This is a genomic window from Burkholderia sp. R-40 (assembly GCF_049942845.1).
Taxonomy (GTDB): Bacteria; Pseudomonadota; Gammaproteobacteria; order Burkholderiales; family Burkholderiaceae; genus Burkholderia; species Burkholderia ambifaria.
The window spans coordinates 2,448,912-2,471,219 of record NZ_CP187968.1; the positions used below are offsets into that span (position 1 = coordinate 2,448,912).

Here is a 22,308-nt window from a genome sequence, read left to right on the forward strand (position 1 = left end):
CATGCGAATACGGGGTCCGTTGTCGATGCGCGCCACCGCGCGCCGAAGCCCGCGGGACGAGACCGAGCACCCGTCGCACGACTCACCAACCAGAAAGCCGCGACGGGGCCGTGACAACCCTGATGAAAATTTATTTTTTTCCGGACGGCGGATTGTGTAAATTGATTTTCATCTACCTTGCAAAACCTTTCGCATGACGCCTCTCGCTCCGCACGAAGCCAGTCAGGATGAATCCGCGATCGCGGAGCGCATCGCGTCGGCCATGCCGCGGATGACGCCGATCCATCGCCGGATGGGCCAGTTCGTGCTCGCGAATCCCTTTCGCGCGGCGACGATGCGGATCGACGAGCTCGCGCAGGCGGTAAACGCATCGATCGCGACCGCGAACCGCTTCGCGAAGGCGCTCGGCTTCGACGGCTATCCGGCGATGCGCGCGGCGCTCGTGCGCGGCTTCGAGGCGACCCTCGGCCCCGTCGAGCGGCTGCGTTCCGCGCAGGAGCAGGAACAGGAGCAGGGCGTTCGCGGCGCCGCATGGATCGATGCGGTGTTCGACCAGGCCATCGAGAACATCGAGAACACGCGTGCGCGGCTGGATGCGACCGACGTCGAGGCGGCCGTCGAGGCGATCGTCGGCGCGCGGCGCGTGCTGATCCTCGGCGCCGGGTCGAGCGCATTTCTGACCGGCTTGATGGAACACGGATTGTCGGTATGTCACGACAACGTGCAGTCGCTGGCGCTGCTCGGCGGCCCTACGCATGCGGCGCGGCGCTTGTATTCGGCCGACTCGCGCGATCTCGTGATCGCGCTCGCGTTTCCGCGCTACGTGAAGGACACGATCGAGCTGGCACGCCGCGCGGCCGCGCGTGGCGCACGCGTGCTCGGCATTTCCGACGGACCGGGCTCGCCGCTTGCGCCGGTCGCGTCGCTGAACCTGTACGTGAAAGCCCAGCGGCGTTTCGCGGCCACGTCGGAAGCGGCCGTGCTGACGATGATCGAGGCGCTGATCGATGCGGTCGCGCTGCGCACGCACCGCTCCGCGAAGTCCGCCGCCGAAATGACCGAATTCCTGTTGCCGTGGCTGATGCAGCCGCAAGCGGCGCTGCCGGCCGCCAACCCTTCTTCCTCCGGTCCGAAAAAATCATGACTTCACCCGCGATCATCGCGATTCACGGCGGAGCAGGCACGATCCTGCGCGAGGCGATGGATACCGACACCGAACGCCGGTACCGCGCCGAGCTCACCGCGATCCTGCAGGCCGCGCAACAGGTGCTCGCCGACGGCGGCAGCGCGCTCGACGCCGTCACCGTTGCCGTGCGGATGCTCGAGGACTGTCCGCTCTTCAACGCCGGGCGCGGCGCCGTCTATACGGCCGAAGGCAAGCATGAACTCGACGCGGCGGTGATGGACGGCGCGACACTCGCGGCCGGCGCGGTCTGCAGCGCGACCCGCGTGCGCAATCCGGTGCTCGCCGCCCGGCGCGTGATGGAGGCGAGCGAGCACGTGCTGTTCGCCGGCGCGGGCGCCGACGCGTTCGCGGTCGAGCAAGGCCTCGAACTCGCCGAGCCCGGCTACTTCGACACCGAAGCGCGCCATGCGCAGTGGGTCAAGGCGCGCGCGGCGGCGGCCGGCGCAATGCTCGATCACGACGCCGCGAGCTTCGCGTTCGGCGCAGGGCAAGTGGCCGGGTCGGCCGCGCCGGCCGAGCCGCTCGATCCCGATCGCAAGCTCGGCACGGTCGGCGCGGTCGCGTGCGACCTCAACGGGCATGTCGCGGCGGCGACGTCGACCGGCGGCATCACGAACAAGCAGCCCGGACGCGTCGGCGATTCGCCGATCATCGGCGCCGGCTGCTACGCGGACGACGCGACCTGCGCGGTATCCGCGACGGGCACCGGCGAGATGTTCATCCGGCTCGCGACCGCGCACGACGTGGCCGCGCAGATCGCGTATCGCGGTGCATCGCTCGCCGACGCCGCGCACGACGCCGTGATGAACAAGCTGCCGCGGCTGGCCGGGCGTGGCGGGATCATCGCGGTCGATGCGCACGGCAACGTCGCGATGCCGTTCAATACGGAAGGGATGTATCGCGGCTATGCGCGCGTCGGCGAGACGCCCGTGGTCGGCATCTATCGCGACGATGCGGCCTGATTCCGGATCGCACCAGGAGACCTACGCATGACTTCGAGCCGAACCCCGTCCGCGCTGGTGCTGCCAGATCAGCGCGTCGTCGCAGTCGACGACCTGTCGGTCATGTTCCGTCGCGGCGCCGCGACGTTCGATGCGGTGCGCAACGTATCGTTTCACGTCGATCGCGGCGAGACGCTCGCGATCGTTGGCGAATCGGGCTCCGGCAAGTCGGTCACGTCGCTCGCGCTGATGCGCCTCGTCGAGCACGGCGGCGGCGAGATCACGAGCGGCCGGATCGCGTTGCGGCGTCGCGGCGGCGCGCTCGTCGACCTCGCTCAGGCGAGCGCGGCGACGATGCGCGGGATCCGCGGCGCGGACATCGCGATGATCTTCCAGGAACCGATGACGTCGCTGAACCCGGTGTTTACGGTCGGCGACCAGATCAGCGAGGCGATCGCGCTGCACCAGTCGAAAAGCGCGGCCGAAGCACGCGCGGAGGCGTTGCGGCTGCTCGATCTCGTGCGCATCCCGGAGGCGCGCCGCGTGTTCGCGCGGTATCCGCACCAGTTGTCGGGCGGGATGCGGCAGCGCGTGATGATCGCGATGGCGCTGTCGTGCCGGCCCGCGCTCCTGATCGCCGACGAGCCGACGACCGCGCTCGACGTGACGATCCAGGCGCAGATCCTGCAGCTGATCCGCGGCCTGCAGGACGAAATGAACATGGGCGTGATCTTCATCACGCACGACATGGGCGTGGTCGCCGAAGTGGCCGACCGCGTGCTCGTGATGTATCGCGGCGAGAAGGTCGAGGAGGGCGAGTCCGAGCGCATTTTCGCGACGCCCGCGCATCGCTACACGCGTGCGCTGCTCGCGGCCGTGCCGCGGCTCGGCTCGATGCAGGGCACCGATATCCCCGAGAAATTTCCGCTGCTGAAGGTGGACGCCACGGGCGCGGCCGCGCCGGCGTCCGCCGCGCACGACGCCGCCGACGCGCAGCCGGCGGTCGATGCGGCCGCGCCGCCGATTCTGCGCGTGCGCGATCTCGTCACGCGGTTTCCGGTGAAGAGCGGCGTGTTCAGCCGCGTGTCGCAGTACGTGCATGCGGTCGAGCGCGTGAGCTTCGAGCTGCGCGCGGGCGAGACCCTCGCGCTCGTCGGCGAATCCGGCTGCGGCAAGTCGACCACCGGGCGCTCGCTGCTGCGCCTCGTCGAATCGCAGAGCGGCTCGATCGAATTCGACGGCCGCGATATCAGCGCGATGAAGGGCGCGGACCTGCAGGCGCTGCGCCGGAACATCCAGTTCATCTTCCAGGATCCGTTCGCGTCGCTGAACCCGCGCCTGACGGTCGGCTTCTCGATCATGGAGCCGCTGCTCGTGCACGGCGTCGCGAGCGGCCGCGAAGCGCAGGCGCGCGTCGACTGGCTGCTCGACAAGGTCGGCCTGCCGCCGGAGGCCGCGCGCCGCTATCCGCACGAATTCTCGGGCGGCCAGCGCCAGCGGATCGCCATCGCACGCGCGCTCGCGCTGAACCCGAAGGTGGTGATCGCCGATGAATCGGTGTCCGCGCTCGACGTGTCGGTGCAGGCGCAGATCGTCAACCTGATGCTCGACCTGCAGCGCGAGCTAGGCGTCGCGTATCTGTTCATCTCGCACGACATGGCGGTGGTCGAGCGCATCAGCCATCGCGTCGCGGTGATGTATCTCGGCCAGATCGTCGAGATCGGCCCGCGCCGCGCGGTGTTCGAGGCGCCGCAGCATCCTTATACGAGGAAGCTGATGAGCGCGGTGCCGGTGGCCGACCCCGCGCGCCGGCATGCGCCGCGCCAGCTTGCGGCGGACGAGATTCCGAGCCCGATCCGCGCGATCGGCGACGAGCCGACGGTCGCGCCGCTCGTCGCGGTCGGCCCCGATCATTTCGTCGCGACGCATCGCGTCGGCGGCGCGTATTGATTGCACGGCGAGGCGCATATGGACCGCAGCTGCGCACGCGCCAGGCAACGGCGTCATTTCCCCAGCGGATGCAGTCACGCCGCGATTTCCACCACGCGTTACCGAATCATCCACAGGAGCCAGACAAAATGAACAAGCCGCATTCGTTCCCGGTGTTCCGTCCACGCATGCTCTTCGCTGCGGGGGCAGGCGCGCTCGCGCTGTCGATCGCGGCGCCCGCGTTCGCGCAACAGAACGTCGTGGTCGCCGTGTACTCGACGTTCACGACCATGGACCCGTACGACGCGAACGACACGGTGTCGCAAGCCGTCGTCAAGTCGTTCTACGAAGGGCTGTTCGGCTTCGACAAGGACATGAAGCTCGTCAACGTGCTCGCGACGGGCTACCAGGCGTCGCCCGATGCGAAGGTCTATACGGTCAAGCTGCGCGACGGCGTGAAGTTCCAGGACGGTACCGACTTCAATGCCGCCGCGGTGAAGGCGAACTTCGACCGCGTGACCGATCCGGCGAACAAGCTGAAGCGTTACGGGCTGTTCCGCGTGATCGAGAAGACCGAGGTGGTCGATCCGATGACGGTGAAGTTCACGCTGCACGAGCCGTTCTCCGCGTTCATCAACACGCTCGCGCACCCGTCGGCGGTGATGATTTCGCCGGCCGCGCTGAAGAAGTGGGGACACGACGTGTCGCTGCATCCGGTCGGCACGGGCCCGTTCGAGTTCGTCGAATGGAAGCAGACCGACGACATGAAGGTGAAGAAGTTTGCCGGCTACTGGAAGAAGGGCTATCCGAAGGTCGATTCGATCGACTGGAAGCCGGTGGTCGACAACAACACGCGCGCCGCGCTGCTCAAGACCGGCGAGGCGGATTTCGCGTTCACGATTCCGTTCGAGCAGGCCGCCGACCTGAAGAGCAACCCGAAGGTCGAGCTGATCGAGCGGCCGTCGATCATCCAGCGCTACATCTCGCTGAACACGCAGAAGAAGCCGTTCGACAATCCGAAGGTGCGTGAGGCGCTGAACTACGCGGTCAACAAGGAAGCGCTCGCGAAGGTCGTGTTCGCCGGCTATGCGACCCCGCAGACGGGCGTCGCACCGGTCGGCGTCGAATACGCGACCAAGCTCGGGCCGTGGCCGTACGATCCGGCGAAGGCACGCGCGCTGCTGAAGGAGGCCGGCTATCCGAACGGCTTCGAATCGACGCTCTGGTCCGCGTACAACCATTCGACGGCGCAGAAGCTGATCCAGTTCGTGCAGCAGCAGCTCGCGCAGGTCGGTGTGAAGGTGCAGGTGCAGGCGCTGGAAGCCGGCGAGCGGGTCGCGAAGGTCGAGAGCGCGCAGGATCCGGCGACGGCGCCGGTACGGATGTACTACAGCGGCTGGTCGGCCTCGACGGGCGAGGCGAACTGGGCGCTGTCGCCGCTGCTCGGGTCCACGTCGGCGCCGCCGAAGCTCTACAACACGGCGTACTACAAGAACGGTACGGTCGACGATGATCTCGCGAAGGCGCTCGAGACGACCGACCGTGCGAAGAAGGCCGCCCTGTACGCCGACGCGCAGAAGCAGGTGTGGGCCGACGCGCCGTGGATTTTCCTGGTGCAGGAGAAGATCGTTTATGCGCGTAACAAGCGCCTGCACGGCATGTACGTGATGCCGGACGGTTCGTTCAACTTCGACGAAATCTCGGTGAAATGACGGCGGTTCACCCGCTGCGCGGCGCCGGCGGCACACGCTGCCGGTGCGCTGATTCGATCGGTGCCCCATGCTGAATTTTCTCGTCAAACGCCTGTTCGGCCTGCTGCCCACGCTCGCGATCGTCGCGGTGCTGGTGTTCCTGTTCGTGCACCTGCTGCCGGGCGACCCGGCGCGGCTCGCGGCGGGCCCCGAAGCCGACGACGCGACGGTCGCGCTGGTGCGCACCGATCTCGGCCTCGACCGGCCGCTGCCCGCGCAGTTCGCGAATTTCTTCGTGAAGATCGCGCACGGCGATTTCGGCACATCGACGCGCAGCAAGCGGCCGGTGTCGACCGAGATCGGCGAGCGCTTCATGCCGACGCTGCTGCTGACGCTCGTCAGCATGGTGTGGGCGACCGCGTTCGGGATGGCGATCGGCATCGCGTCGGCGGTATGGCGCAACCGCTGGCCCGACCGCGTCGGGATGACGATCGCGGTGTCGGGCATCTCGTTTCCGGCGTTCGCGCTCGGCATGCTGCTGATGGAAATCTTCTCGGTGAAGCTCGGCTGGCTGCCGGTCGTGCCGGACGGCACGTGGAAAAGCTACGTGCTGCCGTCGCTGACGCTCGGCGCCGCGGTCGCGGCCGTGATGGCGCGCTTCACGCGCGCGTCGTTCGTCGAGGTGCTCAACGAGGACTTCGTGCGCACCGCGCGCGCGAAGGGCGTGCACGAGCCGATGGTCGTGCTCAAGCACTGCCTGCGCAACGCGATGATCCCGGTCGTCACGATGATGGGGCTGCAGTTCGGCTTCCTGCTCGGCGGCTCGATCGTCGTCGAGGCCGTGTTCAACTGGCCGGGGCTCGGGCGCCTGCTGGTCGACGCGGTGACGATGCGCGACTACCCGGTGATTCAGGCGATCGTGCTGCTGTTCTCGCTGGAATTCATCCTGATCAACCTGACCGTCGACGTCTTGTACGCGGTCATCAACCCGACCATCCGGTTCAAGTGAGGCGCGCATGAACGCGACTGTCCAGCCCGCGGCGCCGGCCGCATCGAACGCGGTCCGCACGCCGTGGCACGAATTCTGGCGCAAGTTCCGCAAGCAGACCGTCGCGCTCGTCGCGGGCGGTTTCGTGCTCGCGCTCGTCGTGCTGGCGTTCGTCGGCCCGCACATCGCGCCGTTCGATCCGGAAAACTATTTCGACTACGACGCGCTGAACGCAGGGCCGTCGGCCGTGCACTGGTTCGGCGTCGACTCGCTCGGCCGCGACATCTTCAGCCGGATCATCACCGGCACGCGCATCTCGCTCGCGGCCGGCTTCTTCTCGGTCGCGCTCGGCGCGCTCATCGGCACGTTCTTCGGGCTGCTCGCCGGCTACTACGAAGGCTGGTGGGACCGCATCACGATGCGCGTGGCCGACGTGCTGTTCGCGTTCCCGGGGATCCTGCTCGCGATCGGCGTGGTCGCGATCCTCGGCAACGGGATGGTCAACGTGATCTGCGCGGTCGCGATCTTCAGCATTCCGGCGTTCGCGCGGCTCGTGCGCGGCAACACGCTGATGCTCAAGCACATGACCTACGTCGAAGCCGCGCGCAGCATCGGCGCGTCCGACTGGACGATCATCATGCGGCACATCCTGCCGGGCACCGTGTCGTCCGTCGTCGTCTACTTCACGATGCGGATCGGCACGTCGATCATCACGGCGGCAAGCCTGTCATTCCTCGGGCTCGGCGCGCAGCCGCCGACGCCGGAGTGGGGCGCGATGCTCAACGAGGCGCGCGCGGACATGGTGAGCGCACCGCACGTCGCGATCTTCCCGAGCCTGGCGATCTTCCTGACCGTACTTGCGTTCAACCTGCTCGGCGACGGGCTGCGCGACGCACTCGATCCGAAGCTGGAGCGCCGCTGATGCGTGCGGTGCCGATGTGGGCCGCGACGCTGCCGGCCGGGCCGCGCGGCACGATCGCCGACGTGCCGGGCGTGACGGTCGGCCATGCGACGCTCGATGCCGGCGACGTGCAGACGGGCGTCACCGTCGTGAAGCCGCACCCGGGCGACCTGTACCGCAGCAAGGTGCCGGCCGGCGCGGCCGTGATCAACGGCTTCGGCAAGAGCGTCGGACTCGTGCAGGTCGACGAACTCGGCACACTCGATACGCCGATCGCGCTGACCAACACGTTCGGCGTCGGCGCGATCGCGCACGCGCAGATCCGCGCGGCGATCGCGAACAATCCGCAAATCGGCCGCGATTGGTCGACCGTCAATCCGCTCGTGTTCGAGTGCAACGACGGCTATCTGAACGATATCCAGGCGTTCGCGGTGACGGCCGCGCATTACGACGACGCGTGCCGCACCGCGGCGCGCGACTTCGCGCGCGGCGCGGTGGGCGCCGGGCGCGGGATGTCGTGTTTCGACCTGAAGGGCGGGATCGGCTCCGCGTCGCGCGTGGCGGTCGCGGCCGGCCGGCCGTATACGGTCGGCGCGCTCGTGCTCGCGAATTTCGGCCGGCTGCCGATGCTGACGCTCGGCGGCGTGCCGCTCGGGCGCATCGTCGCGCAGCGGCGTGCCGCGGCGGCCGCGCAGGCGGCGCCCGAGCAAGGCTCGATCATCCTGCTGCTCGCGACCGATGCGCCGCTCGACGCACGGCAACTGGCGCGGCTCGCACGCCGCGCGGGTGCGGGCCTGGCCCGCACCGGTTCGGTCTACGGGCACGGCAGCGGCGACATCGCGCTCGCATTTTCCACCGCCTACACGATCGCGCACGACGCGTCGAGCGTCGCGCTGCCGGCCCTCGTGGCCGATGCGGCGCTCGATCCGCTGTTCATGGCCGCGGCCGAAAGCGTCGAGCATGCAATCGCCGACGCGCTGCTGCAGGCCGTGACCGTGGTCGGGCGCGACGGCCACGTTCGGCAATCGCTGCGCGACGCGGTGCCCGATCTCGAGCGCTTGTTCAACGACGACAACGAAGGACGTCATATCCCGTCATGAAAATCCTGATCTCGACCGACATCGAAGGCGTCGCCGGTGTGTTCGCCGTTGAGCAGACGCGTGCCGGCAATCCGGAGTACGAACGTGCGCGCCGCTGGATGACCGCGGAGGCGAACGCGGCGATCGAAGGTGCATTCGCGGGCGGTGCGCAGACCGTCTGGGTCAACGACTCGCATGGCAGCTTTCGCAATCTGCTGCCCGACGGGCTCGATGCGCGTGCGCGCGTCGTGCTCGGCAAGCCGCGCACGCTCGGGATGATGGCGGGCCTCGAACAGCAACCCGATCTCGTGTTCATGATCGGCTTTCACGCGAAATCGCAGACGCACGGCGTGCTCGCGCATACGATCAACAATTTTGCATTCACGCAGGTGTGGCTGAACGGCGTCGAACTCGGCGAGGCCGGGCTGTACGGCGCGCTGGCGCGCGAATACGGCGCGCATGTCGCGCTGGCGTCGGGCGACGACGTGTTCGCCGAGGAAACCCGGCCGCTGTTTCCGGACGCGCGTTTCGAGACGGTCAAGACGGCCCGCGGCGCATCGAGCGGCGACACGCTCACGCCGGCCGCGTCCTGCGCGCGCATCGCGACCGCCGCACGCGAAACGGTCGAGCATGCGCTGTCGTCCGGCTGGCGCGCGACCGCGCATCGGCCCGCGCCGGCCGCTTGCACGTTACGCGTGCAGACGGCCGCGCTCGCCGATCTGTTCTGCATGCTGCCGACGCTCGAGCGGGTCGATGCGGTGACGTTGCGCTTCGACGGGCCGTCGGTCGAGCACGTGGTGCGCACGTTGAACAGCCTGTCGGCCATGTCGTTCATGCTGCGGTGATGCGTGTCGACCGGATGCCGTCCACGTGCGGCGCGTCACAGGGGCCTGGCGGGCGTGTCGAGCAGGAAAGCTGTCATCGCGGCGACCAGCGCAACTAGGTGGGTTCAGTCCCACCCACGATGAAACGTAGTTGGCATCTCCGCTCCGATGAAGTCGCAATCCGGCCGATTGGGCCGTCGGGTCGTGCGGCCGTCCGGTCGCACAGGCGTGGAGCGGATCTCGGACCGATCGAAGGTGACCCGCCTTCGGTACCAGATCATTCATGATGGAATTCCGGCCTTGAGAAATACGCTGCCAGATCCCTACGACCACATTCCCCGGAGCGTGGTCGTGACCGCCAACGACTATCCGGCGGGCACGACGTTTCCGGAGCACGCGCACGGGCGCGGGCAGTTCGCGTTCGCGTCGCGCGGCACGATCAGCGTGTCGACGCCGCACGGCCGCTGGCTGGTGCCGCCGCAGCGCGCGTGCTGGGTGCCGCCCGGCGTGCGGCACGAAATGACGATGACCGGGGCGGTCACGATGCTCAACACGTTCGTGTCCGACGACGCGGCCCGGGCCGCGGGGCTGCCGGACCAGTGCGGCGTGTACGGCGTGTCGCCGCTGTTGCGGCAACTGATCGACGATGCGATCGACCTGCCGGCGATGTACGACGTCGACGGCCGGGCGGGGAAGCTGATGGCGCTGCTGGTCGCGGAAATCGCGACGATGCCGCGGCTGTCGCTGCACGCGCCGCTGCCCGCCGACGCGCGCCTCGCGAGTATCTGCCGGCACCTGTTCGCGTCGCCATCGATCGCGGCCGATCTCGACCAGGTGGCGACCCATGCGGGCGTGAGCCGGCGCACGTTTACGCGGCTGTTCCGCGCGCAGACCGGCGTGAGTTTCGCCGCGTGGCGGCAGCAGGTCTGCATGCTCGCGGCGATTACGCGCCTGAGCGACGGCCAGCCGGTGACGCGGGTCGCGTTCGAGCTCGGCTATGCGAGCGCGAGCGCCTTTACGTCGGCGTTTCGCCGCATCCTCGGCGATACGCCGAGCCGGTATCTGGAGGCTCGCCGCTAGTCGCGGCGGCGCTGCGGTCGCGCACGAAAAAAACGCGCCTGCCAGGAATCGGTCAGGCGCGCTTAAAGGCACTCGGTCAGAAAAAATGCGCGACCAGCCGGCGGGGCGGCGTTCGCGCATTCATTCATGAAAATTGTTGCCTATCCCGATTCAATTCCATCGGCGTATCGCGGATAGCAAAGCATACGCTGCATAACGCGCGAACGAAATCGCGTGCTCCCAACGATTCATGTGCTGTCGCAGCATGCGTTTCAATCGCGCGTTCGATGCCGAGGTCGGAGGCGGCCAATCATGGACTTTGGCGATGGCCGTCGCGCGTGCTGCGACACAACATCGAATGTCGAGGCCCGAAAACGAAAAACCGCCGCGCGACGCGATGCCTGTCGGTATCGCGCCACACGGCGGTTCGGTGCGAGCAGCCGGCCTGCGCCGGCTCGCGCGTCACACGTCGAAGAACACGGTTTCGTCCGGCCCCTGCATGCGGATGTCGAAGCGGTACACGACGGGGCGGCCCGGCTGCGCATCGCGCTTCGCGACGAGCGTTGCACGGCGCTCGGCCGGCACCAGGTTCAGCACCGGATCGGCCGCGTTCGCCGCGGCTTCGTCGTCGAAATACAGGCGGGTGAACGCGTGGGTCAGGATCCCGCGCATCATCACGGTCACGTTGATGTGCGGCGCTTCGTCGGCGGCGATGCGGCCCGGCTTTATCGTCGGGACCACGAAGCGGTTCTGCGCATCGGTGCCCGTGCCGACGCGTGCGAAGCCCGTGAAGCCGGACTTCGCGATGTCGTCGCGCGACGCGGGATAACGGCCCGCGCCATCCACCTGCGTGAATTCGAGCACCGCGTCGCCGACGACGTTGCCGTCGCCGTCGAACACCTGACCCACCAGCAGCACGTGCTCGCCTTCGGCGTCCGGCGTGGCGATCGTCGGCGTGAACAGGCTTTTCAGGTCGTAATCGTATTGCTGCGGGCACAGGCCGTATGCGAAGTACGGGCCGACCGTCTGCGAAGGGGTTTGCTTCAGCGTCGTCATGGTTCAGCGCTCCATCGGGGTAGCGTCGCGGCCGCGCAGCACGATGTCGAATTCGTAGCCGAGCGCATAGCCTTCTTCGGTGATGTCCATCGAGAAGCGCGAGATCAGGCGATCGCGCGCGGCTTCCGGCGTGCCCTGGAAGATCGGGTCGTACGCGAGCAGCGGATCGCCGGGGAAGTACATCTGCGTGACGAGGCGCGAGCCGAAGTAATCGCCGAACAGCGAGAAGTGGATGTGATTCGGGCGCCACGCGTTCGGATGGTTGCCCCACGGATAGGCGCCGGGCTTGATCGTCAGGAAGCGGTAGCGGCCTTCGTTATCGGTCAGGCAGCGGCCCGCGCCGAGGAAGTTCGGATCGAGCGGCGCGTCGTGCTGGTCGACCTTGTGCACGTAGCGGCCGGCGGCGTTCGCCTGCCATACCTCGACGAGCGTGTTGCGCACGGGCTTGCCGCCTTCGTCGAGCACGCGGCCGGTGACGACGATGCGCTCGCCGAGCGGCTCGCCGTTCTTTACCGAGTTCTTCGTCAAATCGTGGTCGAGCGCGCCCAGATCCTCCGCGCCGTAGACGGGCGCGTACTGGTCGCGCAGCTTTTCCTTCAACGGGATCATCGGGCGCGTCGGGCCGCGCTTCACCGACGAACGGTACTCGGGGTGGACATACGCGGGATGCGACGGCCAGTCGCGCGGCGTGAGGATCGTGGGGGAATCCATCGGGTGTCTCCTGATAGGTATTTCGCGAGGGGATGGCAAGACTGTAACCAATCCGGAAAGTTATGCAAAATGACCTTTTTTAGCGAATCGCATAACCGTTCGTTATGTTCGCCGACCCCAATGAAAATCCGCCGGACAGGCGGCCTGTCCGGCGGAAAAAGCGATCGGGCTTCGCGTCGTCGGTGACGACTCCGTGCACGGCCCTCCAGCCAGCCCGTCGCTGCTTTTTTGTGTTTCGTTGTTGTTGTTATCAGGTCTCCCCGAGCGTGCCCGTCGTTCGTTTTTCGTCCTTCGTCGTTCGTTGGTTACGGTCGGGCGGGATCGAAGACGATTCCGTCGAATTCGAGCGACAGCGTGCCGCTGCGCAGCAGCGCGGCCGGCGTCGCGGTGCGCTCGGCGCCGAGCACGTCGCCCACGTAGTTCGCGCAGAACCCGCGGTGCGCGAGCAGGCTGAAGCGGCTGCCGAGCAGCGCGTCGATCCGCTGTTCGGCCAGCGCGTGCACGTGGCGCTGCGCGTCGGCGGTCGGTGCCGCGACGCGGCGAGCCAGCGCGACGCGTCCGCCGTCGGCGCGGGCGATGAAGCGCGACAGCGGCGTGAGCTTCGTCCGCGCGAACGCGGGCTCGGCGATCAACGGTTCGTCGCCCGACGTATCGACGACGATGCCGAAGCGATCGGCCCACGCGCCTGCGTTGCCTGCCGCGTCGCGCAATGCGCGGGCCGGGACGCGGATGAACACGAGATCCCCGACGTGCGCGCCGGCGGCCAGCGTGCGTACCGTGGCGAGCGGCAGCGTGCGGTCCGTGTCGCGGGCGTCGCGCGGCGCGGTGGGATGCGGTTCGAAGGCGGTGGTGTCGGTTCGGGTGCTCATCGCGGCTCCGTGGGGCAGTGACAGGACGGAGCGGATTATGCGGACAAGTATCCAAAAGTGCTTGTGTGGATGCTTGAGTAGCCTAATATCCGACCTTGAGCACCATTTTTCGATACCAACATGACCGAGACCGCCCAACTCATCGAAACGCTGAAGCGCCAACTGAAGGCGCAGGGAATGACCTATCGCGACGTCGCGCGCGCGCTCGACGTGTCCGAGACGAGCGTGAAGCGGCTGTTCGCGAGCGGCCGCTTCACGCTGGAGCGCGTCGCGGAGATCGCGCAACTGCTCGGCTATACGCTCGCGGAACTCGTGCAGGAGGCGTCGGCATCCGCGCCGCGCTTGCGCGTGCTGACCGAGCAGCAGGAGGCGCTACTCGTGTCGGACGAGAAGCTGCTGCTCGTCGCCGTTTGCGCGGTCAACTACTGGACCGTGCAGGACATCGTGTCGGCCTATTGCCTGACGCAGGCCGAGTGCGTGAAATACCTGCTGATGCTCGACCGGATGAACGTGATCGCGCTGCTGCCGGGCGACCGGATCCGCGTGCGCGTCGCACGCGATTTCGACTGGCTGCCGGGCGGGCCGATCCGCCGTTATTTCCATGCACACGTGCTCGACGACTTTCTGGGCAGCCGTTTCGACGGCCCGGGCGAGACGATGACGTTCTCGCAAGGGATGCTGACCGACGCGGCCGCCGCGGAGCTCGAGCAGGAACTGCGGCGGCTCGGCGCCAAGGCGGCGGCGCTGCACGCGGAGTCATCGTCCGCGCCGCTCGGGCAGAAGCGCGGCACGGGCCTGCTGATCGCCAAGCGGATCTGGGAGCCGACCGGCTTCCACGCGCTGCGGCGTCATGCGTGACACCGCGCCGAATGCTTGGGCCTTTCCGGAAAGTTATGCAAAATGGCACAACGTCATCACTTGCATAACCGCCCGTTATGAATAACCGTATCGCCGACGGCCGCGTCAAATTCCGGCACCTGCAGTGTTTTCTCGCGGTCGCGCAGCTGGGCGGCGTGCAGAAGGCGGCCGAAAGCCTGTCGATCACGCAGCCAGCCGTGTCGAAGACGATCGCCGAACTGGAGTCGATCCTCGGCGTGAAGCTGTTCGAGCGCGGGCGGCACGGCGCGCAGCCGACCCGCGAAGCGCAGCTGTTCATCCCCCATGCGAACGCATGCGTGCTGGCGCTGCGGCAGGGTGTCGGGCTGCTCGCGCGCGAGGGCGGAGCGGCCGCGGCGACGCTCGAGATCGGCATGCTGCCGACCGTTGCGGCATCGCTCGCGCCCGCGCTGATGAAGGCGCTGGCCGCACGCTGGCCGCGCATCGTCGTGCGGATCGCGACGGCCGCGAACGCCGAGTTGCTGGAGCGGCTGAAGGCGGGCGCGATCGAATGCGCGATCGGGCGCCTGTCGGAGCCGGAGCGAATGATCGGGCTCGCGTTCGAGCAGCTGTACAACGAGCCACTCGTCGCGGTCGTGCGCGCCGGGCATCCGCTGCTGGCCAGCGCCGCACCGGCCGCCGAACTCGCGCGCTATCCGGTCGTGTTGCCGCCGTTCGGCACGCTGATCCGCCAGTCGGCCGAGCAACTGCTCGGCGCGTGCGGTGCGCCGCCGCTGGATTCGTTCATCGAGGTGCTGTCGGTGTCGGTCGCCCGTGCGCTCACGCTCGAGAACGACGCGGTCTGGTTCGTGCCGCTCTATGCGGCCGAATACGACCTGTCGGCCGGTGCGCTCGCGCGCCTGGCGCTGCCGTCCGCGGGCACCGACGAGCCGGTCGGGCTCGTGCTGCGCACCGATGCGCAACCGTCGCCCGTCGCGCGGACGCTGATCGACGCCGTGCGCGAAATCGCCCGCGCCCGGTTCGGCGATACGCGCGCGCATCGCGCGCCGCCCGGCGCACGCAAGCCGGCTCGCCGCGCACGCTGAGACGCCGCGCAGGGCCGGGCCACGTGCGCTCGGCTGCCGTTCCTTCCGCCTCATTCGTTAGCCGTTCGGTCAGTAGCGGGCTTCGTCGTGCTTGGCATATCGTATCGTTTTTGATACGCTTGATGGCACGACGATGGCGAGACAGCAAATTCAGATCACGCTCGGCGTGCGGTTCTTCCGCACGGCGCGCGGCAACGAGCCGGTGCGCGAATGGCTCAAGGCGCTCGGGCAGATCGAGCGCAGGATGATCGGCGAAGAGATCAAGACCGTTCAACTGGGCTGGCCGCTCGGCATGCCGCTGGTCCGGAAGATGTCGAAGGATCTGTGGGAAATCCGCGTGATATTGCCGAGGCGAAGCGCGCGCGTGCTGTTCACGGTCGTCGGCGACACGATGGTGCTGCTGCACGCGTTCTTCAAGCAGTCGCAGGCCACGCCGTCCGACGATCTCGACGTGACCGTCGCGCGGCTGAAAGCGCTCACGCACGCCATCTGAATTTCCCGGTTGCGCCGGCACGTGCGAGCGCCGCTGTGCCGGCCGGCAACGCCATGCATTGGAGTATCCATGACGACCACGAACAATCCGCATATCGGCAGCGATTTCGACACCTTCCTCGAGGAGGACGGCCATCTCGAAGCGGCCACCGCCACCGCGATCAAGCGCGTGATCGCGTGGCAGATCGGGCAGGAGATGAAGGCGCAGCACATCACGAAAACCGCGATGGCCGCCCGGATGAAGACCAGCCGCGCCGCGCTCAACCGGCTGCTCGACGAAACCGACACGAGCCTCACGCTCGCGACGCTCGCGAGCGCGGCCACCGCACTCGGCAAGCGGCTCAGCTTCGAGCTGGTGCCGGCCTGACGGGCATCGCGAAACGGTGCGCGGTCGGTTCGCGGCGGGCCGGCGCATCGTCGTGGCGAACGAGCGCAGGTTTGTCCGCGCGCCCTGATCGGCACACGATCAGGCGCGCGGCCCGGCCATCCGCAGATACAGCAACGCACCGCCCGCGAGCAGCAGCGGGCACAAGATATACCATCCCGTCGTCAGAAACAGTCCGGCGACGGCGACCAGCGAAATCCACGCGCAGCGGTACGCGATGCCGCCACGTGGCAGCAGTTTCAGCGCCGCGGCCGCGCCGAGCCCGTACACCATCACGAAGCAACCCGACGTGACGAGCACGAGCGGTTTCGGCCCGACGTCCGAGAGCGTCGTTGCCGCGAGCGCAACGGCCGCCAGCAGGGCGATCACGCCGAGACTGCGGCGCGGCACGCCGCCGACCTGGCTGCCTTGCGCGAGCCACGCGGGCAGCGCGCCGTCGCGCCCGAGCGCTGCGCCGAGTTTGGCCGCACCCGCGAAATAGGCGTTCATCGTGCCGAGCGTGAGCAGCACCGCGGCCGTGGCCGCCAGCACCCGCGCGTGACCGCCGATGCCGCCCGCGATCAGTTCCGCGAGCGGCGCGCCCGATGCGCCGGCCGACGGCCCGAGCACCGTCACGCTCGCGGCCGCGACCGCCAGATACAGGAACCCGACGACCACGACCGCGATGGCGGCCGAGCGCGGCATGTCGTGCGCGGGGCGGCGGAATTCAGCGGCGAGGTGCGTGATCGCTTCCCAGCCCGCGAAGCTCCATACGAGCAGCGCCGCCGCCTGGCCGACCGCCAGCCAGCCGTGCGGCGCGAACGGATGCAGGTTGGCAGTGCGCGCATGCGGCGCGGACGCGAGCACCGCAGCCAGCAGCAGCGTGACGAGCAACGCCGACAACACGAGCTGCATGCGACCCGACACCGTCACGCCGAACGCATTCGCGGCCGACACTGTGGCGATCAATGCGGCGGCCGTGACGATCACTGTGGCATGCCCGCCGCCCGTGACGGCCGCGACATATGCGCCGCCGAACATCGCGGCGGCAGGCGCGCCGGCCGGCACCGCGAAATAGAAACACCAGCCGACGATTGCCGCGGCCTTCGGCCCGAATGCGCGTCGCGCGTAGGTCGATACGCCGCCCGCGTCCGGATAGCGCGCACCGAGTGCGGCGAAGGTGGCCGCGAGCGGCCCCGACAGCACGACGAGCGCGGCCCACGCGAGCAACGATGCCGGGCCCGCGACCTCGGCGGCGAGCGCGGGCAACGCAATGACGCCGGTGCCGAGCACCGCGCCGATATACAGCGCGGCGCCCTGGAAAATCGTCAGCGAGCCCGCGTGATGAACGGCGGGCGAATCGGCATGCGAAGGCATGAAAGGCAGTCTCCGGAAGGCTTGTTCTGGGCGCGGTCCGCGCGGTGAATCGTGGGATGCTACCCGAACGGGCGCGGCGATGCGGCGCGGCGTTCAGTAGTCCGCGACGTGCCGCGTGTCAGCCGATGTCAGTAGCGGCGGGCGAGACGCAGGCGCGCATCCTCGCGCGCGGCGGGCGTCAGCTCGGACGCGTAGTGGAACGTGCCCGCCACGAGCGACGCGACGGGCACGCCGTCGCGGAACAGCACGCGATTGCCGGCCAGCGCGGGCACCTTGTCGCCAGGCAGCAGCGTGCCGGCAAGGTTCAGCGGATCGGCGCCCGTCACGCACACATACTGGCCGTCGCCCGGTCGGCGACGCAGTTCGCGCAGGATCGGGATCGCCTCCGGCAGCGCGAACTGCTCGCCCGCGAGCCCGGCGACGAAGCGTCCGCCGCGAATCTCGCCGCGCGCTTCGAGCCGTTGCAGCACGCGCACGAGTTCGCGCCAGCTCGGCAACCAATCGGCTTCGCGTTCGAGCAGCCGCCAGAACACGACACCATAGCGGCGCAGCAGCGTCCAGACGATGTGTTCGAGCGCGTCGGGATCGGTCGCGGGCGCGCCGCGCTTCGGTGCCGGGGTTGGCGCGTCGTCGTTCGTTGGCGAAACGCGTTGCACGAGCGCCCAGCGGCCCGCATCGTCCATCCCGCCGATCAGTGCGCCGCCGCGCCGCGTGCGCGGCGCATACGTCGCGCTGCGCTTCACCGCCGGCTTCAGCAATGCGCGCAGTCCGGCGAAGCTGTCCGCATTCACGAGGCCGGCCGACACGAGTTCGCCGAGTGCCTGTTCGAGTTCGATGGGCAGCATGTGCAGTTCGTCGAGCAGTGCATCGAAGAACATCGCGCCATGGGCGGCGAGCGCGTCTCGCACCTGCGTCGCGCGCGCGGACAGCGCCGGTTGCGCGTCCGGGTCGCGCAGCGCCTGCCATGCGCCGAGGTGGCGGCGGGGCAGCAGCACGACCGGCGTCGTCTTCACGGGCGTGCCGGCCGCGCGGGCCGGTGCGCCGATGCGGGTCCACACGAGCTTGCCCGAGCGGCACAGATCGTCGAGGCCGCCGGCCGTATAGTCGGTCAGTCGGGCGGGCAGGAGTGCGTCTTCCCATGCGCTCGCCGCGGCTTCGTAGCCTTCGAGCTGCTCGACGACGGCCGCGAGCGCGTCGCGGCCGGTTCCGCGCGTATCGGGCGTCAGGCGCTGCCAGTGGAACAGGAAGCGCATGAAATCGGCGCGCTCGACGGGCTCGATCTCGCGGCGCAGTCGTTTCACCGTATAGCGATGAATGCGCGCGAGCAGGTGGCGTTCGCACCATTCGTCGGTCGTCGCGCCCGGCGTGAAGCGGCCACGCATCACGTAGCCTTCGCGCTCCAGTGCGGCGAGCGCCGTCGCGATCGTCGCGGGCGGCAGGCCGAGTGGCCGTGCGATGGCGTCGAGCGTCAGCGGCCCGAATCCGGTGAGCCGCGCGCGGATCACGTCGACGAGCGCGGCGTCGGCGTCCCATGCCTGCGCGCATGCGGCCGGCACTTTCAGCGCGGGTGCGACACGGGCGTCGGGATGCAGCGCGCGGATGCAGACCAGCCGTTCGACCGGCACCCACAGCGCGGCGCCATCCGGTGTGACGAGTTTCGTCGCGCGACGGCGTTCGGCCAATTCCGCGAGCCGCTCGGGCCAGCCGTCGTGCGCCCGCGCTTCGCTGTCGGCGACGCATGCGAGCGTGAGCAGCGCGTCGTGCATTTCGTCGGCATCGCGCACGAGCGGCCACGCTTCGTCGCGCACCGCATCGATCGCGTCGGCGTCGAGCGCGCCGAGATCGTCGGCCGACTCGGGGTCGCTCCAGCGGCGCGACTGTACGGCCTGCGTGCGGCGCTCCTCGAGCGGCGCATCGTCGAGGAACGCATAGGGCTTCGCGTTCAGGATCTCGGCCGCGAGCGGCGACGGTGCGGGCAAGTCGCGTGCGATCAGTTCGATCGCGCCGCTTTCGATCCGGCGCAGCAGCGCGAGCCAGCCGTCGGTATCCATCGCGTCGTGCAGGCAATCGTCGAGCGTCTGGTCGACGAGCGGGTGGTGCGGGATCTCGCGTTCGCCGACGACATTTTCCAGGCACGCGACCTGTTCGGGAAACACGGTCGCGAGCAGGTCGTCGCTCTTCATCCGCTGCAGTTGCGGCGCGGTGCGCCGGCCGCCGGTGAAGCGCGGCAGCGCGAGCGAGGTCGTCGCGTTCCAGCGCCAGCGCACGCCGAACATCGGCGCGTCGAGCAGCGCCTGGATCAGCACATGTTCGGCGCTGGCCGAGCGCAGGTAGCGCCACACTTCATCGAGCGCGAAGCTGTGCGCGAGCGACAGCGACAGAACGATCGCGTCGTCGGTCGCGGCGGCTTGCAGCTCGAAGTCGAACGTGCGGCAAAAGCGCTTGCGCAGCGCGAGCCCCCACGCGCGGTTGATGCGGCTGCCGAACGGCGAATGGATCACCAGCTGCGTGCCGCCCGATTCGTCGAAGAAGCGCTCCATCACGAGCGTGTCCTGCGTCGGCAGCGCGCCGAGCGCCGCGCGCGTGCGGGCGAGGTAGTCGACGATCTGGCGGGCCGCGTCGGGAGACAGGTGCAGATCGTCGGCGAGCCAGCGCAGCGCCGGCGCGAGGCGGCTTTCGGCCGGGACGATCGCGGTGCCATCGGCATCGCTTCGCGAATCGGCGACGGCCGGGGTTTCCGCGGCTCGTTTGGCTTTTCCGCGCGTGGTCGTCTTGCCGGCTGCATCACCATTCGCGCCGTTCACGCCGTTCACGCCGTTCACGCCGTTCACGCCGCTCGCACCGCGCTTGCGTCCACCAGCATCCGTGTTGCGATCGCCTTCGGCGAACAGCGCATCGAGCCGCGCGCGCAGCCGGCCGACCGCGGCCGACAGTTCGTCGCTGCGCCCGGGCGCCTCGCCGAGCCAGAACGGAATGCTCGGCGACTGGCCTTGCGCATCCTCGACGCGCACGCGGCCCGTTTCCACGCGAATGATCCGGTACGACTGGTTGCCGAGCTGGAACACGTCGCCGGCCAGGCTTTCGACCGCGAAATCCTCGTTGACGGTGCCGACCTGGATGCCCTGCGGTTCGAGCAACACCGCGTAGTCGGCCATGTCGGGAATCGTGCCGCCCGAGGTCGTCGCGGTCATCATCGCGTTGCGGCGTCCGCGCACCGTGCCGCCGACCACGTCGCGATGCAGATACGCACCGCGCACGCCGCGGCGGCTCGTGAAGCCTTCGGCGAGCATCTTCATGACCTCGTCGAAGCGTTCGCGCGACAGGCGCGCGTACGGCGCCGCGCGCGTGAAGCTCGCGTACAGCGCATCCTCCTGCCATTCCGCGCAGGCGACTTCGGCGACGATCTGCTGCGCGAGCACGTCGAGCGGCGCCTCGGGAATCCGCAAGGCGTCGAGCTCGCCGCGCTGCACGCAGTCGAGCAGCGCCGCGCATTCGACCAACTCGTCGCGCGACAACGGGAACAGGCGGCCCTTCGGCACGCCGCCGACATGGTGCCCGGAGCGGCCGACGCGCTGCAGGAACGGTGCGATCCCGCGCGGCGAACCGACCTGGCACACGAGATCGACGTCGCCGATGTCGATGCCGAGTTCGAGCGACGCGGTCGCGACGAGCAGCTTCAGCTCACCGCGCTTGAGCCGCTGTTCCGCGTCGAAGCGATGTTCCTTCGCGAGACTGCCGTGGTGCGCGGCGATCGCGTCCTTGCCGAGGCGCTCGGCGAGATGGCGCGCCATGCGCTCCGCGGTGCGCCGCGTGTTCACGAACACGAGCGTCGTGCGATGCGCGGCCGCGAGCGCGGCGATCCGGTCGTACACCTGGTCCCACACGTCGGTCGCCATCACCGGCCCGAGCGGCACGTTCGGCAGTTCGAGCGCGAGGTCGCGTTCACGCGTGTGGCCGGTATCGACGATCGTGCAGTCGCGCGGCGCATCGGCCGGGCCGCCGACCAGGAAGCGCGCGACCGCGTCGATCGGTTTCTGCGTGGCCGACAATCCGATGCGCGGCAACGCGCGGCCCGTCAACGCATCGAGGCGTTCGAGCGACAGCGCGAGATGGCTGCCGCGCTTGGACGACGCGAGCGCGTGGATCTCGTCGACGATCACCGAACGCACGCTCGACAGCATCTGCCGTCCCGACGTCGACGACAGCAGCACGTACAGCGACTCGGGCGTCGTCACGAGGATGTGCGGCGCGCGTTTGCGCAGCGCCGCGCGTTCGGCCTGCGGGGTGTCGCCGGTGCGCACGGCGGTGCGGATCGCAGGCACCGGCAGGCCGAGCTGCGCGAGCGATTCGGCGATACCGGCGAGCGGCGCGTCGAGGTTCACGTGGATGTCGTTCGACAGCGCTTTCAGCGGCGACACGTAGACGACGAGCGTCGCGTCGGGCAGTGCCCCGTCGTGCGCGAGCGCATCGCGCACGAGATCGTCGAGCGCGCACAGGAACGCGGTGAGCGTCTTGCCGGAGCCGGTCGGCGCGGCCACGAGCGTCGAGCGGCCGGCCTTGATGTGCGGCCACGCGAGCGCCTGCACGCCGGTCGGCGCGGCGAACGTGCGGCGGAACCATGCGGCGACGGCCGGGTGGAACACGTCGAGCGCGTGGGCGGGGCGGGTGGCGGTGACGTCCATCGGAGCGTTGAAATAGGGTGCGAGCGCACGGGCGGCCGCGCGCGAATCGTCAGTGTGCCAGACGTCGCAACTGCGCGCCGGGCACCTGGGGCGGGGAGAATAGCGCGCCTCGTAGATCCAGATGAGGCGCGGTGCCGGCGTTTCAATAGGCGTGCGTGCGCAACGGCGCCCGTTCGGTCACGGGTGCCGGATCAGCGAAAGGGAGTGGCGCTTGCGTTCGGCGTGCGCGGCCCTGGC

18 protein-coding genes are annotated in these 22,308 nt (G+C 68.8%); 13 read left to right on the plus strand and 5 right to left on the minus strand.

All coding sequences use genetic code 11. The annotated features are described in order from the left end of the window. The first annotated feature begins 193 nt into the window (after window positions 1-193). The 9 genes from ACP26O_RS27355 to ACP26O_RS27395 all read left to right on the plus strand — a co-directional run bounded on the left by ACP26O_RS27355 (window position 194) and on the right by ACP26O_RS27395 (window position 10,619). Window positions 194-1,144, plus strand: a complete 951-nt coding sequence (locus tag ACP26O_RS27355; RefSeq protein ID WP_175662920.1) for a MurR/RpiR family transcriptional regulator — start codon at window positions 194-196, stop codon at window positions 1,142-1,144. Then, window positions 1,141-2,148: an isoaspartyl peptidase/L-asparaginase family protein gene (locus tag ACP26O_RS27360; protein ID WP_175662919.1), complete on the plus strand. Its 1,008-nt coding sequence runs from the start codon at window positions 1,141-1,143 to the stop codon at window positions 2,146-2,148. Before ACP26O_RS27355 ends, ACP26O_RS27360 begins: the two co-directional genes overlap by 4 nt. 27 nt (window positions 2,149-2,175) lie before the next feature. After that, window positions 2,176-4,077 carry a dipeptide ABC transporter ATP-binding protein gene (locus tag ACP26O_RS27365; protein ID WP_175662918.1) on the plus strand — a complete coding sequence of 634 codons (1,902 nt, stop codon included), beginning with the start codon at window positions 2,176-2,178 and terminating at the stop codon, window positions 4,075-4,077. A 128-nt stretch (window positions 4,078-4,205) separates the two neighbouring features. Continuing rightward, window positions 4,206-5,768 (plus strand): glutathione ABC transporter substrate-binding protein GsiB, encoded by a 1,563-nt coding sequence (gene gsiB, locus ACP26O_RS27370; RefSeq protein WP_175662917.1) that lies wholly within the window; start codon window positions 4,206-4,208, stop codon window positions 5,766-5,768. 67 nt (window positions 5,769-5,835) lie between these two features. Continuing rightward, window positions 5,836-6,756, plus strand: a complete 921-nt coding sequence (gene gsiC, locus ACP26O_RS27375; RefSeq protein ID WP_175662916.1) for a glutathione ABC transporter permease GsiC — start codon at window positions 5,836-5,838, stop codon at window positions 6,754-6,756. Window positions 6,757-6,763: 7 nt separating this feature from the next. Next, entirely contained in the window at window positions 6,764-7,657 is an 894-nt protein-coding gene (gene gsiD, locus ACP26O_RS27380; protein WP_006751202.1) for a glutathione ABC transporter permease GsiD, read from the plus strand. Then, a complete protein-coding gene (locus ACP26O_RS27385) occupies window positions 7,657-8,736 on the plus strand; it encodes a P1 family peptidase (RefSeq protein WP_175662915.1) in 1,080 nt (359 codons plus the stop codon). The genes gsiD and ACP26O_RS27385 overlap by 1 nt, the downstream gene beginning before the upstream one ends. Further along, window positions 8,733-9,560: a M55 family metallopeptidase gene (locus ACP26O_RS27390; protein ID WP_175662914.1), complete on the plus strand. Its 828-nt coding sequence runs from the start codon at window positions 8,733-8,735 to the stop codon at window positions 9,558-9,560. The genes ACP26O_RS27385 and ACP26O_RS27390 overlap by 4 nt, the downstream gene beginning before the upstream one ends. Before the next feature lie 279 nt (window positions 9,561-9,839). Beyond that, window positions 9,840-10,619 carry an AraC family transcriptional regulator gene (locus ACP26O_RS27395; protein WP_175662913.1) on the plus strand — a complete coding sequence of 260 codons (780 nt, stop codon included), beginning with the start codon at window positions 9,840-9,842 and terminating at the stop codon, window positions 10,617-10,619. A gap of 441 nt (window positions 10,620-11,060) precedes the next feature. Here the strand turns inward: ACP26O_RS27395 and pcaG are convergent, their stop codons facing one another. The 3 genes from pcaG to ACP26O_RS27410 all read right to left on the minus strand — a co-directional run bounded on the left by pcaG (window position 11,061) and on the right by ACP26O_RS27410 (window position 13,234). Next, window positions 11,061-11,654 (minus strand): protocatechuate 3,4-dioxygenase subunit alpha, encoded by a 594-nt coding sequence (gene pcaG, locus ACP26O_RS27400; protein ID WP_175662912.1) that lies wholly within the window; start codon window positions 11,652-11,654, stop codon window positions 11,061-11,063. Window positions 11,655-11,657: 3 nt separating this feature from the next. Next, window positions 11,658-12,365, minus strand: coding sequence for a protocatechuate 3,4-dioxygenase subunit beta (gene pcaH / locus ACP26O_RS27405; protein ID WP_011658600.1), 708 nt, complete (start codon window positions 12,363-12,365; stop codon window positions 11,658-11,660). A gap of 305 nt (window positions 12,366-12,670) precedes the next feature. Beyond that, on the minus strand, window positions 12,671-13,234 hold the full coding sequence (locus tag ACP26O_RS27410) for a YiiX/YebB-like N1pC/P60 family cysteine hydrolase (RefSeq protein ID WP_175662911.1): 564 nt from the start codon (window positions 13,232-13,234) through the stop codon (window positions 12,671-12,673). Between the two features lie 120 nt (window positions 13,235-13,354). Here ACP26O_RS27410 and ACP26O_RS27415 point away from each other — a divergent pair, with 120 nt between their 5' ends. From ACP26O_RS27415 to ACP26O_RS27430, 4 genes are all read left to right on the plus strand, one after another. Further along, the gene (locus ACP26O_RS27415; RefSeq protein WP_006751195.1) at window positions 13,355-14,092 is read left to right on the plus strand and encodes a helix-turn-helix domain-containing protein; all 738 of its coding nucleotides are present in this window, start codon (window positions 13,355-13,357) and stop codon (window positions 14,090-14,092) included. Window positions 14,093-14,169: 77 nt separating this feature from the next. Beyond that, window positions 14,170-15,156, plus strand: coding sequence for a pca operon transcription factor PcaQ (pcaQ, locus tag ACP26O_RS27420; protein ID WP_175662910.1), 987 nt, complete (start codon window positions 14,170-14,172; stop codon window positions 15,154-15,156). A 133-nt stretch (window positions 15,157-15,289) separates the two neighbouring features. Next, window positions 15,290-15,649, plus strand: a complete 360-nt coding sequence (locus tag ACP26O_RS27425; RefSeq protein ID WP_175662909.1) for a type II toxin-antitoxin system RelE/ParE family toxin — start codon at window positions 15,290-15,292, stop codon at window positions 15,647-15,649. A gap of 69 nt (window positions 15,650-15,718) precedes the next feature. Continuing rightward, entirely contained in the window at window positions 15,719-16,015 is a 297-nt protein-coding gene (locus tag ACP26O_RS27430; RefSeq protein WP_006758577.1) for an XRE family transcriptional regulator, read from the plus strand. Window positions 16,016-16,114: 99 nt separating this feature from the next. Here the strand turns inward: ACP26O_RS27430 and ACP26O_RS27435 are convergent, their stop codons facing one another. Both ACP26O_RS27435 and ACP26O_RS27440 read right to left on the minus strand, forming a co-directional pair. Then, on the minus strand, window positions 16,115-17,389 hold the full coding sequence (locus ACP26O_RS27435) for an APC family permease (protein WP_175662908.1): 1,275 nt from the start codon (window positions 17,387-17,389) through the stop codon (window positions 16,115-16,117). A 128-nt stretch (window positions 17,390-17,517) separates the two neighbouring features. Continuing rightward, complete coding sequence (locus tag ACP26O_RS27440) at window positions 17,518-22,071, minus strand: DEAD/DEAH box helicase (RefSeq protein WP_426356342.1); 4,554 nt, start codon at window positions 22,069-22,071, stop codon at window positions 17,518-17,520. Window positions 22,072-22,308: the final 237 nt, after the last annotated feature.

Excerpts from the sequence above, each read along its gene's own strand:
- ACP26O_RS27355 (WP_175662920.1), top strand. The coding sequence starts at position 194 with ATGACGCCTCTCGCTCCGCACGAAGCCAGTCAGGATGAATCCGCGATC.
- ACP26O_RS27360 (WP_175662919.1), top strand. The coding sequence starts at position 1,141 with ATGACTTCACCCGCGATCATCGCGATTCACGGCGGAGCAGGCACGATC.
- ACP26O_RS27365 (WP_175662918.1), top strand. The coding sequence starts at position 2,176 with ATGACTTCGAGCCGAACCCCGTCCGCGCTGGTGCTGCCAGATCAGCGC.
- gsiB (WP_175662917.1), top strand. The coding sequence starts at position 4,206 with ATGAACAAGCCGCATTCGTTCCCGGTGTTCCGTCCACGCATGCTCTTC.
- gsiC (WP_175662916.1), top strand. The coding sequence starts at position 5,836 with ATGCTGAATTTTCTCGTCAAACGCCTGTTCGGCCTGCTGCCCACGCTC.
- gsiD (WP_006751202.1), top strand. The coding sequence starts at position 6,764 with ATGAACGCGACTGTCCAGCCCGCGGCGCCGGCCGCATCGAACGCGGTC.
- ACP26O_RS27385 (WP_175662915.1), top strand. The coding sequence starts at position 7,657 with ATGCGTGCGGTGCCGATGTGGGCCGCGACGCTGCCGGCCGGGCCGCGC.
- ACP26O_RS27390 (WP_175662914.1), top strand. The coding sequence starts at position 8,733 with ATGAAAATCCTGATCTCGACCGACATCGAAGGCGTCGCCGGTGTGTTC.
- pcaG (WP_175662912.1), bottom strand. The coding sequence starts at position 11,654 with ATGACGACGCTGAAGCAAACCCCTTCGCAGACGGTCGGCCCGTACTTC.
- pcaH (WP_011658600.1), bottom strand. The coding sequence starts at position 12,365 with ATGGATTCCCCCACGATCCTCACGCCGCGCGACTGGCCGTCGCATCCC.
- ACP26O_RS27410 (WP_175662911.1), bottom strand. The coding sequence starts at position 13,234 with ATGAGCACCCGAACCGACACCACCGCCTTCGAACCGCATCCCACCGCG.
- ACP26O_RS27415 (WP_006751195.1), top strand. The coding sequence starts at position 13,355 with ATGACCGAGACCGCCCAACTCATCGAAACGCTGAAGCGCCAACTGAAG.
- pcaQ (WP_175662910.1), top strand. The coding sequence starts at position 14,170 with ATGAATAACCGTATCGCCGACGGCCGCGTCAAATTCCGGCACCTGCAG.
- ACP26O_RS27425 (WP_175662909.1), top strand. The coding sequence starts at position 15,290 with ATGGCGAGACAGCAAATTCAGATCACGCTCGGCGTGCGGTTCTTCCGC.
- ACP26O_RS27430 (WP_006758577.1), top strand. The coding sequence starts at position 15,719 with ATGACGACCACGAACAATCCGCATATCGGCAGCGATTTCGACACCTTC.
- ACP26O_RS27435 (WP_175662908.1), bottom strand. The coding sequence starts at position 17,389 with ATGCCTTCGCATGCCGATTCGCCCGCCGTTCATCACGCGGGCTCGCTG.
- ACP26O_RS27440 (WP_426356342.1), bottom strand. The coding sequence starts at position 22,071 with ATGGACGTCACCGCCACCCGCCCCGCCCACGCGCTCGACGTGTTCCAC.